This is a genomic window from Aeromonas sp. HMWF015, assembly GCF_963878965.1.
Classification (GTDB): domain Bacteria; phylum Pseudomonadota; class Gammaproteobacteria; order Enterobacterales; family Aeromonadaceae; genus Aeromonas; species Aeromonas veronii.
The window spans coordinates 32,353-43,828 of the sequence record NZ_CAWNZT010000355.1 but is presented as its reverse complement, the minus strand read 5'-3'; the positions used below and the strand labels follow the sequence as shown (position 1 = coordinate 43,828).

Sequence of the window (11,476 nt, the reverse complement as noted above, 5' to 3'; positions counted from 1 at the left end):
TGGCGATGAAGTTGGTGTCGGGCCGTCCGGTACGGGAGATGCCGACCAGCACCGAGTAGAACTCCCCCTGTTGCTGCGCCAGCTCGATGAACTGACGCTTCTCTTTGAGGTTGGCAAAGCTGCTGGCCAGCCGGCTGCTGAAGATGGGCAGGCCGGCCTTGGTCTGGATGCTGGCGATATAGACCTCGTCCTCTCTCGGTTTGTCCTCCCGCTCGATGGCTCGCAGCGGGTTCATCAGCAGCTCCTTGAGCAGCTCCCCCTGAAACAGCGGATAGAGGTTCTCCTGCTCCGGCAGCTCGGCACAGGCTTGCAGCAGCCGCTGCAGACTGCGCGGTTGCAGGGATTTGCCGATGGAGGCCGGTTTGGGCGCGCCTTTCAGCTTGTTGACGTAGACCGGTGAGTTGAACAGGTGGTGGGTGTAGATGTTGCGCAGTGCCCGCGCCAGCCCGCGATAGCGGCGCTGCTCCTGCGCCGCCTTGAGCTTGTTCTGGTTGCTCTCGATCAGCAGGCTGAAGAACTGGCGGCCGGTATGGCGATCCGAATCCCCTTCGATGCAGAGGTGCAGCACGGTGCGGGTCATGTTGAGACTGACCAGCCGGTAGGAGAGGCGCTGCAAATCCATGCTCTTGGAGAGCTCCTGCAAGCGGGGCAGGGCGATGGTCACCACATCGTTCTTCTCGCCGATAAAGGCATCTTCCAGCTCGATTTGCAGGCCGTGAGTCGAGATGTCGCGGGTCCAGCCGATCCAGGACTTGCCGTTGTGATGGATGGCGACCGCGGTCTTGTGGATGTAGCGCGACTCCTTGCGCAGCTGAACATAGTGCAGGGTCTCGATCTCGAACGGGGCAACCCCCTGCTCGTGACCAAAGCGTTGCAGCTCGTTGGCGTTGTTGCTGACCCCCTCCTGATGGAACTCTTCCCGCTGGGACTCCAGGCCGATCTCCTGCAGCAGGCCGCAATAGCCGATCTGCTTGAGCCGCTCGAGCAGCAGGATATCTTGCAACTGCGGGTTGTCCTGCCCCTGCAGTTGTCCCACATCCGCCTCGACCAGATCGCATGCCTCCAGCGTGAACTTGTAGACACGCCAGCTGGGCCGGCGTGAGCCCACCAGGAAGAAGAGGGCGGTGAGGCCACTTTGGCGCAGTTCCTCGGCGGTGGCGGAGAAGAAGTAGATGTGGCTGCGCACCGTGTGGGTAAAGCAGTAGATGATGGTCTCGGTGGTGGTACCGGGGGCCGGGCAGAGCCGTTTCATCCGCTCTGCGCTGAAAAGCCCCGCGAGGGCATCGCGGTTTTTCTCATCGCGCCAATACTCCAGCAGGTGCTGGTTGTTTTCCGTACGCAGGGCTATCTCTAGATTGGGGCTGTCGCCGGTGCCGAAGAAGAGCGGCATGCCGGTCATCCGTGGCAGATAGAACTGCTCATACCCCTTGATGATGGCGGCGGAGAGCAGATAGTCGACACTGACCCGATAGCGGATCTTGTTGGCATCGATAAAGTCGCTGAGGAAGGCATCAAAGGCTGGCTGTTCGCCGGAGCGCACCAGCCGCAGCCAGTATTTCCCCTCTTTGCTCTCTTCGCCAAGGATCTGATAGCCGACCGGCTGGTGCAGCACCGGATTGGGGGTGTCCCGCTCCAGTCCGGTAAAGAAGACCTCCACCTGGGCGCCGGTGTGATAGTTCGGCAGATAGGGAACCGAGACCCGCATGCCACCCAGCGAGAGATCTGAACTCTTGGCGAACAGCTTCTCTCCATCCTGAAACTTGATCAGCACCGGCGAGCTGAAGTGCATCCGCTCCTGACGGCGGCCGTAGTAGCTGGCAAAGGCAATGGTGTTGACATCATATTGCCGGAAGGGGCTGGCCGGCGGCGACAGCTGACCATCCACGCGGGCGTTGTGGTGCTGTTTTTGCCACTGTTGCAGCGCCTCGTAGACACCGAGGGTATAGATATCGCGGTAGAGATAGCACTGGGACTGGAACAGGGCAATCGCATCGGCGGGCATGAAGTGAGTGATGCCGTCGAACTCATGCACCAGGCACTCATCCTCCAGCTCATCGCGCATGTCGATGACCCTGCGGCAGGGGGAGCACTTGCGCTTGAGCTCCATCTTGATCAGAAAACGGCTGTTGCTGTTTTCCTCCTGGGTCATGCGGTTGAAGATCTCCTCGAAATCTTTCTCCCGCAGCAAGGGGACGAGTTGTTCAATCAGATGTTGCTGGTGTTCTGAATCCATTTGTTCCTGCCACGGAAAGTCACTTTTCCGATTCTGGGTTTGATCTGTCGGTCGCAAACAAGTATATCAAGCAGGAATTCATCCTGTCCCCGAGTTATCAATGGCCAAAAATAAAACTGCTTATGTTTGTTCCGAATGTGGTGCCGACTTCACACGCTGGCAAGGTCAATGCAGCGAGTGCAAGGAGTGGAATACCATCACCGAGGTGCGTCTCGGCTCGGTGAGCCCCGCTGGCAAGAGTGCCCGTTACACCGGTTATGCTGGCGCGGTCGGCAGTCAGGTACAGACACTGGCAGAGATCGCCACTACCGAAATTCCCCGTTTTACCTCAGGTTTCAAGGAGCTGGATCGGGTACTTGGTGGCGGTGTGGTGCCCGGCTCGGCCATTCTGATCGGCGGCAACCCGGGGGCGGGCAAGTCCACCCTGCTGCTGCAGACCATGTGTGGTCTCGCAGAGCGGATGAAAACCCTCTATGTCACTGGTGAGGAGTCGCTGCAGCAAGTCGCGATGCGGGCCAACCGCCTTGGGCTGCCCACCGACAAGCTGCGGATGCTCTCCGAGACCAGCGTCGAGCAGATCTGCCTGATTGCCCAGCAGGAGCAGCCGCAAATCATGGTGATTGACTCCATTCAGGTGATGCATGTGGCGGATGTGCAATCGTCCCCCGGTTCTGTCTCGCAGGTGCGCGAAGCGGCGGCGCTGCTGACCCGCTATGCCAAGCAGAATCATGTTGCCATCTTCATGGTGGGCCATGTGACCAAGGATGGCAGTCTGGCGGGCCCCAAGGTGCTGGAACACTGCATCGACTGCTCTGTGCTGCTCGATGGCGGTCATGACTCCCGTTTTCGGACTCTGCGCTCCCACAAGAACCGCTTCGGCGCGGTCAACGAGCTGGGGGTTTTTGCCATGACCGAGCAGGGGATGCGCGAGGTGAGCAACCCCTCCGCTATCTTCCTCAGCCGAGGGCAGGAGCAGGCGCCCGGTTCCATCGTCATGGTTATCTGGGAGGGCACCCGGCCGCTGCTGGTGGAGCTGCAGGCGCTGGTGGACTACTCCCAGCTCTCCAACCCGCGCCGGGTGGCGGTGGGGATGGATCACAACCGGCTCGCCATGTTGCTGGCGGTACTGCACCGTCACGGCGGGCTGCAGATGGCGGATCAGGATGTCTTCATCAACGTGGTCGGCGGGGTCAAGGTCGAGGAGACCAGCGCGGACTTGGCGCTGCTGCTGGCGATGGTCTCCAGCTTCCGGGACCAGGCGCTGCCCAAGGATCTGGTGGTGTTCGGTGAAGTGGGTCTTTCTGGTGAAATTCGCCCGGTGCCGTCCGGTCAGGAGCGGTTGCAGGAGGCGGCCAAACACGGTTTTCGTCGCGCAATCGTGCCGCACGCCAATGCCCCCAAGCATCCCATCGAAGGGATGGAAGTGGTGCCGGTCAAGAAGCTGTCTGAGGCACTCGAGGCGCTGTAATCCCTCAGCATTGCAATCGAGACAACCGCACAACGAAAAAAGAGCGCCTCGGCGCTCTTTTTTATGGGCTGGCACCTGCCATTAGGGCTGGCTGTGTTCCAGATGCTCGCTCAGCAGTTGTTCCAGCTCGCGGTGGAGCAGCTCTTCGTCGCCGACGTTAAGCTCGATCATCCGCTTGAGATGGGTGGCACTGTCGATATCGATGTGGTGGCAGTAGAAACCCAGCTTCTTGCTGGCTTCGTGGGTCAGCTCGACCTGCATTTTGATCTCGATATCGCTACCGCTCAGGATAAAGCTGAGCTGGTACTCCTTGTTGTCACGACTCTCCCAGTCGTCGGGGCGGATCAGCAGGGCTCCCTGCAAGGAGACGTCGACAAGCTGGGTTTGCCACTTCTGTTCCCCCTGGGTGAGTTCTGCCATGGTCAAGTAGAGGATCCGTGCAAAACGGCGGCGCTCAGACATGCTCATCTCCTGTATGCAATAAGTGTGGACGCTAGGGTCATTGTTCTGAGTGTAATCCACCTTGGTTGCCAGTATCTTGAACTTGCTCCGAAAATGGCATTCAGGCTTGCTGGGTACTCAAGGATTCCACCACATGAAGCGCCTTGACCAGGCGGTCTTCCTGTTTGAACCGCTCTTCCAGAACTGGGCCCAACTCGTTGAGATCATCATCCAGTAGCAGCAATTGGGCCTCGTCGGCATCACTGTATTTGTCGTTGAACTCGAGGGCGAATTCAGTGCTGTTACGAATATGGGGATAGATGCGCTTGGCCAGCTCCAGTGTTTCGCCGCTGGCTTGCTCGAAGGCGGTGACGACGTGGTGGTAGATCTCGAAATGGCCTGCACTGACATAGTCGACCAAGCGGTCGCAAAACTGATGCAGCTCTTCTGTTTTGGGCAGGCTGCGTTGCTTGGTCCGTGCCGGAGTAAGGCCTGCCAGCTGCATGTATCCAACCAGCAGCGCTTGCCTTGCATCCAGCCAGTCGTCGATAGCCTTATGCTTGCCTGCCAGCGCCTGCTTGGTCTGTTCCAGTTTCGTCAACATAATCCCTATCCCTCCGTGGGGCAAAGGCTGGCCGATTGTTCGGTATTCCGAGCCGTTTGAGCAGTGACACAACCTATAACTAGGGAAAATCTGGGCAAGCGTCAATAGCCATGGGGGGATAATGTTAAGTGGCGAAGAAATAGTCAGCGGATTGTGTCTGCGTGCTAGCAGGTTTCAGGCCTGCCCACGGTTTTTCGCGTGTGGAATGTGACTATTTCCGCAGATCTTGATGAAAACCCCAGCGTTTGACGCGTTCGGCTCGATAAAGGCTTTGCCTGTGCGTTTTTTTTTGCATAGAGTGACCCAGCGCTAAATGCCCGATCATAAAGGAAATGTTATGAACAAAGCTCAACTTGTCGATGCGATTGCCGCCAAAGCAGATCTGAGCAAAGCTCAGGCCAAAGTGGCTCTGGAAGAGATCATCAATGGTATTACCCAGAGCTTGAAAGAAGGCGATGCTGTGCAACTGGTCGGTTTTGGCACCTTCAAGGTCACCCACCGCGCAGGCCGCACCGGTCGTAACCCGCAAACTGGTAAAGAGATCCAGATTGCTGCTGCCAACGTGCCTTCATTCGTGGCTGGCAAGGCTCTGAAAGACGCCGTCAAGTAAGTCCGAAAGTCAGTTTTGTCCAATGCCAGTCAGCCTGCTGACTGGCATTGTTTTTATGGGATTCTCCCATCCTTCCTATATAGTCCTTCCTGACTTTTCCTGCTGTCAGCCTCGTTGCGGCTGAGGCCTTATGCCGTTTGCGGGTTGGATGGCAGCGGCCAGATACGCTCATAGGCCCAGGTAAAGGCCATGATGTAGACGAGGTAGAAGGCGACGAAGCCGAGATCCAGCATCAGGGCGTCCCACACTCCCAAATCGAGCCAGAACATGACGCAAGGGAGGGAGAGCATCATAAAGCTCGCCTCATAGCCAAACGCATGCAGGAAGCGGTCCAGTGGTCGCTTGTTGGTGCGCCCGCACAGTTTGAGCAACCCCTTGTCGAACAACAGATTCCAGCCGTAGGTCCAGGCAGTAGCGACGATGGAGAAGAAGATGGCCAGCGAACCGACCTCGGCGACGCCCTGACCGAACAGCTGGCTGATCAGCGGTGCGACCAGTGCCAGCCCGATGCCTTCGTAGAGAACCAGATAACGAAGTCGATCCGGGGTGGTGCGTAGTTGGGTACTACTCATGGGTGATGTGCCTCCTGTGGGAGGCGCATTCTAATCAGGGAGTGGTTAAAAGAGAAGCATCGGCCCGTCATGACTGGTGTTGAGGGGCATGATGATGCCCCCTCTTTACGATACGTCTCTATTGCCAACTTGGGCGTTAGCCCTGACTGGTCAAGTCTGCGACTCAGGCGCCGATTGGCGTGACCCGGGTCAGCATGGCAAAGCCCTCTTCCACTTGTGTGAGCTGTACCTTGACCTCTCCCAACTCGGCGAGCGAGGCAACATGAGTGCCACCACAGGGAATGGTCACCTCCTGGCCTTCCAGCATGCAGTGCCAGTAACGAGAATCGATGATCGCCTCGCCAGCGCGGCTACGGCGGATCTCGCCTCCGGCTGCGATCCAGTCGGCCAGTTGCTGGTTGACCTTCTCTTCAATCACCACCAAATCTGCCAGCAGCGCCTCGCTGTTGACCCCTTTCTTGCGCAGGCTCTTGCCGATGCGGTACTGCTCCCGCGATCCACAAGGCTCGACCCGAGAGCTTTGAATAGCCAGGCGGTCGAAGTCGGGCTGGCCCAGTGCATCGCGCTCGCTTACCTCCTTGCGCCAGTAGGGGATGAGTACCCTGTTGAGGGCTAGTGCCGCCAGATGGCAGCCACTATGGCCCTGACTCAACGCGTGGCGGGCAGCGCTATCCACTTGCAATTCGACCTGGCTGCCAACGGCTAGCGCGTGGTCTCCGGTCAGTGGATGGACCACCACGAAACGCCACCCCTCTGCGCCCCGTTTGACCGGAATGGCAGTATCGACGAACAGCTCGCCATCCGGGCTGATGGCCCCCATTCGGCAAGGGCCAATGGTTGCTTCGCCCCCTTCCCAGTGAACATGGCCCACATCCCCCGGCTGATCGGGCCAGAGGTGGCTCTGGGGATGAAAGGGGGTGAGGTCGGTGACCAGCAGCGTGGTGTCACCGCGCTGGCAGCAGACCACGCTGGCTTGCTCCTGATGATGGCCCAGCACGAAGCTGGCTCGGGTATGTTCCATGGCAAGGCTCCCGCAACGATAAATGAGAAGAGAAAGCGGCAGCATACGCCAAAGTGCGAAAGGGCTCATTAACCAGTGTTAATGAGCCCCTCTTCTCGGTTTTACGGTTCGCTAGATCATGGCAACCAGCAGATAGGCGTTGAGCCCGATCACCAACGCAACGATAAGGCGGCCGATGGCTTGTGTGACCGGATGGTTGCGATGTTGCCCCATCAGAGCCCGATCGCCGGTCAGCATCAACAGCGGGATCAGGGCCAGCGCGATGCCAAAGCTCAGGATCACCTGACTCAGCACCAGAATTTCGGTGGTGTTGAGCCCCATGGCGATCACCACGAAGGCGGGAGCCATGGTGATGGCGCGACGCAGCCAGAGCGGGATGGTAAAGCGGACAAAGCCCTGCATCACCACTTGCCCGGCCAGGGTGCCCACCACGGTAGAGCTGATGCCGGAGGCGACCAGCGAGAGGCCAAACAGGGTGGCTGCTGCCTGACCCAGCAGCGGAGTGAGGGTCTGGTAGGCGGATTCCAGCTCCGCTACCTGCTGGTGGCCCGAGCTGTGGAACGCGGCAGCCGCCATCGCCATCATCGCCAGATTGACGAAGCCGGCGATGGTCATGGCAATCGCCACATCGACCCGGGTGGTGTGCAGCCGCTGGCTGACCGAGCCCTGATCCTGCGTGTGCTGGGTCAGTGCCGAGTGCAGATAGATAACGTGGGGCATCACGGTGGCACCGAGCACACCTGCGGCCAGATAGACGGCATCGCTGTTGGGCAGACCGGGGAAGATAGCCCCTTCCAGCAGGCTGGGCAGATGGGGGCGGGAGAAGATCAGCTCGACGATGTAGGCCGCCGCGACAAACAGCAGCAGGCCACCGACCACGTATTCCAGCGGTTTCTGACCACGGGATTGCAGCATCAGGATCCCCCAGGTCACTACGGCGGTGATACAGGCTCCTTCAAGCAAGGTCACGCCAAGCAACAGCTTGAAGCCGACGGCGGCGCCGATAAATTCGGCGAGATCGGTGGCCATGGCGATGATCTCTGCCTGCACCCAGTAGGCCCAGACCGCCGGTTTCGGCAGTCGGTCGCGGATGTGCTCCGCCAGATTTTTGCCGGTGACGATGCCGAGCTTGGCCGAGAGGGTTTGCACCACCATGGCCATCAGGTTGGCCCATACCACCACCCAGAGCAACTGGTAGCCAAAGGTAGAGCCCGCCTGAATATTGGTGGCGAAGTTGCCCGGGTCGATATAGCCGATGGCGGCGATAAAGGCAGGCCCGAGCAGGGTCAGTTTGAATTTGCGGGCTGGAATCGTAGTCGTCAGTGCGGGTTGCATGGCATCACCCTCCATAAGGATATGGAGAGAGAATAGATCTAAGTGATAATCATTATCAATTGTTGTTTCTGATGATTTCCATCGGGAAAAACATTTGAGGCGGTCAGTTGCAGTGAGGGATGTGATTTCGTACAATACGCCGCCCTAGAAAAGCAGCGACTAAACACCTTTATGTTCCTTGCCTCCGAGGTCTGGCTGCACCTGGGCGGAGGCTGAATTAATCCGTAAGGAGCTAAAATGCGTCATTACGAAATCGTCTTCATGGTTCATCCGGACCAGAGCGAGCAAGTTCCCGGCATGATCGAGCGTTACACCGGCGCCATCACCACCTCCGGTGGTACCATTCATCGCCTGGAAGATTGGGGCCGTCGTCAGCTGGCTTACCCGATCGACAAACTGCACAAAGCCCACTACGTTCTGATGAACGTAGAAGCAGAGCAAGCCGTTATCGATGAGCTGGAAACCAACTTCCGCTTCAACGATGCCGTTATCCGCAACATGATCATGCGCACCAAGCACGCCGTGACTGAAGTTTCTCCGATGGCCAAGGCCAAAGAAGAGCGCTTCACCCGTCGTGACGACGAGCGCCGCGAAGAAGCTACTGAAGCTGCTTCCGAAGAGTAATTCTGGATCACTGACTAGAGGATAAAGGCCATGGCACGTTATTTCCGTCGTCGTAAGTTCTGCCGCTTCACCGCCGAGAACGTTACCGAGATCGACTACAAAGATATCGTTACTCTGAAAAACTACATCACTGAATCTGGCAAGATCGTACCGAGCCGTATCACCGGTACCCGCGCCAAGTATCAGCGTCAGCTGGCACGCGCCATCAAGCGTGCTCGTTACCTGGCTCTGCTGCCGTACACCGATCTGCACAACAAGTAAGAATCGGCCCGGCACTTAAGCCTAACTCAACGAAATTTATAGAGGAAAGGTAATGCAAGTTATCCTGCTCGACAAAATCGCCAAACTGGGCGGTCTGGGTGACCAAGTTTCCGTGAAATCTGGTTATGCCCGTAACTACCTGATCCCGCAAGGCAAAGCTGTTATGGCCACCAAGGCCAACATCGAAGCTTTCGGTGCTCGTCGCGCTGAGCTGGAAGCCAAACTGGCTGCCAACAAAGCTGCTGCTGAAGAGCGTGCTGCTAAGCTGGCCGAACTGGCTACCGTGGTTATCGCTTCCAAGTCTGGCGACGAAGGCAAGCTGTTCGGTTCCATCGGTACCCGTGACGTGGCTGAAGCCATCACTGCTGCCGGCGTAGCCGTTGCCAAGAGCGAAGTCCGCATGGGCAACGTTCTGCGTAACACCGGTGACTACGAAGTTGCTGTTCAGCTGCACGCTGACGTTAAAGCAACCGTACAGATCCAGGTTGTTGCCCTGTAATAGCGATTCGCTTTTGCAGAGAAAACCCGCGCTTTTGCGCGGGTTTTTTATTTTCCGGCCCGGGCGTAGAGTGAAGGTCTGTTCCACTGGAGGAGATCCTTATGGCTTGGGTAGAAGGCCGCGTCATCGAACGCATCGAATGGACACCCACTCTGTTCTCCCTGCGGGTAGCGGCCGAGCTGGCCCCCTACAAGGCAGGCCAATTCACCAAGCTGGCCCTCGAGCAGGGCGATCGCCGCATTCAGCGCGCCTACTCCTTCGTCAATCCTCCCTCTGCGCCATACCACGAGTTCTATCTGGTCGAGATCCCGAGTGGTGAGCTGACTCCCTCGCTCGGCTCGCTGCAAGCAGGCGATACCCTGCTGGTGCAATCCCAGGCGACCGGCTTCCTGACGCTGGATGAGGTGCCCGCCGGACGCGATCTCTGGCTGCTCTCGACCGGCACTGCCATCGGCCCCTTCCTCTCCATGCTGGCCGATGGCGAGGCCTTCAACCGTTTCGAGAATCTGGTGCTGGTGCACGGGGTGCGTAAAGGCGAAGAGCTGAGCTATCAGGCTTTGATAGCCAGTTTTGCCGAGCAGCATGGTGAGCGCTTTCGCTATGTCCCCTTTGTCAGCCGAGAGGAATGGCCCGATGCAATGGCTGGCAGGATCCCGGCGGCGATTGCCAACGGCCAGTTGCAGCAGCGGGTAGGGTTGGAGTTCTCACCCGAGCTGAGTCAGGTACTGATCTGTGGCAATCCGGAGATGGTGAAGGAGACCCAGCAGACCTTGCTGGCGCAGGGGTTGGCCAAGAATCTGCGGCGGGCGCCGGGCAATATCAGTGCGGAGAATTATTGGTAAAACAACCAGCACAGGGGCGCCAGGCCCCTGCTGCATCAAGAGAGGGCGTTCAGTTCTTCTTGCCGTTACCCTTGTTTTTATCCTTCTGTTTGTCGTGACCTTGCCCGGGGTTATTGCCGCTGTGGATGCTGCGGTTGTAGTGATCCCGGTACTTGCCATCCATCTTGTCGCAGTTGATTTTGATCCGGCTGTCGCCAATGCCAAGATCCAGGCAGTTGTTCTGCCACCAGTCGTACTCTTTGTCATCCCAGTCGAGATTGATCTTGATGTCATCACCGGAGATCTTGATGCCATCGCTATTTTTGCTGGGGGGCGCCGCAACCGCGATGCCATGCGCCATCAGCAGGGAGAGCAGCAGGGCGCCACGCTGGATAACGGGGATGTGTTTGGCTTGGGTCATCGCAAGGGTACTCCTGTCGTTATTTGCTACTCTGCGAGTTGGCAGGGATCTGGTTGGTTTGCGGTGGCTGGTTACGGTTCTCTTCATCTTCCAGATTGAATTTGACAGCCCTGCAGTCGGCCGGGGCGGTTTCGCCGACTCCCAAGTCGAGGCAGTCGTTCTGGGTCCAGCCGAACTGCTTGTCATCCCAGTCCAGATTGAATTTAAGCTCATCGACTGAGAATTCGGAGCCACTACTCTCTTGATATTGCTGTGTCGCTGCGGCGCTGCCGGTAACCAGAAGAAGGGAGAGTAGCAAAGTGGTCTTACTGTTCATGATGGCCTCGGATAATTGCAACGGTGGATGAGTGTACAAGCCGGAGCTGAACCCGGGCGGAACTGTTCCCCATCTCACTACATGATCAAGTCAGGGAGGGATTGTATCGCTTTTCTGCTGCCGATTTGTCCGTTTTGGTCGCACTCTGGGCAGCTGGTTGCCAATCTGAAGGAATTCAGTCATTTGCCCTTCTCTGGGCGAGTCTGGCGACTATAATCGGCAGCCAACTTTTCCTGCACAGCACACCCCT

14 protein-coding genes are annotated in these 11,476 nt (G+C 58.0%); 6 read left to right on the top strand and 8 right to left on the bottom strand.

Annotation, left to right across the window (positions count from 1 at the left end):
• A partial coding sequence (locus AACS18_RS17975; RefSeq protein WP_108612929.1) for a PilZ domain-containing protein occupies positions 1-2,233 on the bottom strand: 2,233 nt, incomplete at its 3' end.
• 100 nt (positions 2,234-2,333) lie between these two features.
• Here AACS18_RS17975 and radA point away from each other — a divergent pair.
• Positions 2,334-3,701 (top strand): DNA repair protein RadA, encoded by a 1,368-nt coding sequence (gene radA / locus AACS18_RS17970; RefSeq protein ID WP_005340481.1) that lies wholly within the window; start codon positions 2,334-2,336, stop codon positions 3,699-3,701.
• Between the two features lie 81 nt (positions 3,702-3,782).
• Here radA and AACS18_RS17965 read toward each other — a convergent pair whose 3' ends face one another.
• Positions 3,783-4,163 (bottom strand): PilZ domain-containing protein, encoded by a 381-nt coding sequence (locus tag AACS18_RS17965; RefSeq protein WP_005340482.1) that lies wholly within the window; start codon positions 4,161-4,163, stop codon positions 3,783-3,785.
• Between the two features lie 100 nt (positions 4,164-4,263).
• On the bottom strand, positions 4,264-4,746 hold the full coding sequence (locus tag AACS18_RS17960) for an Rsd/AlgQ family anti-sigma factor (protein ID WP_005348975.1): 483 nt from the start codon (positions 4,744-4,746) through the stop codon (positions 4,264-4,266).
• Between the two features lie 337 nt (positions 4,747-5,083).
• Here AACS18_RS17960 and hupA point away from each other — a divergent pair, with 337 nt between their 5' ends.
• Positions 5,084-5,356, top strand: a complete 273-nt coding sequence (hupA, locus tag AACS18_RS17955) for a nucleoid-associated protein HU-alpha (RefSeq protein WP_005340484.1) — start codon at positions 5,084-5,086, stop codon at positions 5,354-5,356.
• 128 nt (positions 5,357-5,484) lie between these two features.
• Here hupA and AACS18_RS17950 read toward each other — a convergent pair whose 3' ends face one another.
• The 3 genes from AACS18_RS17950 to AACS18_RS17940 all read right to left on the bottom strand — a co-directional run bounded on the left by AACS18_RS17950 (position 5,485) and on the right by AACS18_RS17940 (position 8,284).
• Complete coding sequence (locus tag AACS18_RS17950) at positions 5,485-5,928, bottom strand: PACE efflux transporter (RefSeq protein ID WP_108612920.1); 444 nt, start codon at positions 5,926-5,928, stop codon at positions 5,485-5,487.
• Positions 5,929-6,091: 163 nt separating this feature from the next.
• Positions 6,092-6,949 carry a hypothetical protein gene (locus AACS18_RS17945; protein WP_108612919.1) on the bottom strand — a complete coding sequence of 286 codons (858 nt, stop codon included), beginning with the start codon at positions 6,947-6,949 and terminating at the stop codon, positions 6,092-6,094.
• Between the two features lie 111 nt (positions 6,950-7,060).
• The gene (locus AACS18_RS17940) at positions 7,061-8,284 is read right to left on the bottom strand and encodes an Nramp family divalent metal transporter (RefSeq protein WP_181363321.1); all 1,224 of its coding nucleotides are present in this window, start codon (positions 8,282-8,284) and stop codon (positions 7,061-7,063) included.
• Positions 8,285-8,521: 237 nt separating this feature from the next.
• On the opposite strand from AACS18_RS17940, the gene rpsF reads away from it, so the two are divergent.
• From rpsF to AACS18_RS17920, 4 genes are all read left to right on the top strand, one after another.
• A complete protein-coding gene (rpsF, locus tag AACS18_RS17935) occupies positions 8,522-8,908 on the top strand; it encodes a 30S ribosomal protein S6 (RefSeq protein ID WP_005308887.1) in 387 nt (128 codons plus the stop codon).
• A 30-nt stretch (positions 8,909-8,938) separates the two neighbouring features.
• Positions 8,939-9,169, top strand: coding sequence for a 30S ribosomal protein S18 (gene rpsR, locus AACS18_RS17930; RefSeq protein WP_005308890.1), 231 nt, complete (start codon positions 8,939-8,941; stop codon positions 9,167-9,169).
• 52 nt (positions 9,170-9,221) lie between these two features.
• Positions 9,222-9,668, top strand: a complete 447-nt coding sequence (gene rplI / locus AACS18_RS17925) for a 50S ribosomal protein L9 (RefSeq protein WP_005340490.1) — start codon at positions 9,222-9,224, stop codon at positions 9,666-9,668.
• Between the two features lie 101 nt (positions 9,669-9,769).
• Positions 9,770-10,510, top strand: a complete 741-nt coding sequence (locus AACS18_RS17920) for a ferredoxin--NADP reductase (protein WP_108612917.1) — start codon at positions 9,770-9,772, stop codon at positions 10,508-10,510.
• A gap of 49 nt (positions 10,511-10,559) precedes the next feature.
• Here the strand turns inward: AACS18_RS17920 and AACS18_RS17915 are convergent, their stop codons facing one another.
• Together AACS18_RS17915 and AACS18_RS17910 are read right to left on the bottom strand one after the other, a co-directional pair.
• The gene (locus tag AACS18_RS17915; RefSeq protein WP_181363320.1) at positions 10,560-10,910 is read right to left on the bottom strand and encodes a hypothetical protein; all 351 of its coding nucleotides are present in this window, start codon (positions 10,908-10,910) and stop codon (positions 10,560-10,562) included.
• Between the two features lie 19 nt (positions 10,911-10,929).
• On the bottom strand, positions 10,930-11,226 hold the full coding sequence (locus tag AACS18_RS17910; RefSeq protein WP_108612927.1) for a hypothetical protein: 297 nt from the start codon (positions 11,224-11,226) through the stop codon (positions 10,930-10,932).
• Positions 11,227-11,476 lie beyond the last annotated feature (250 nt).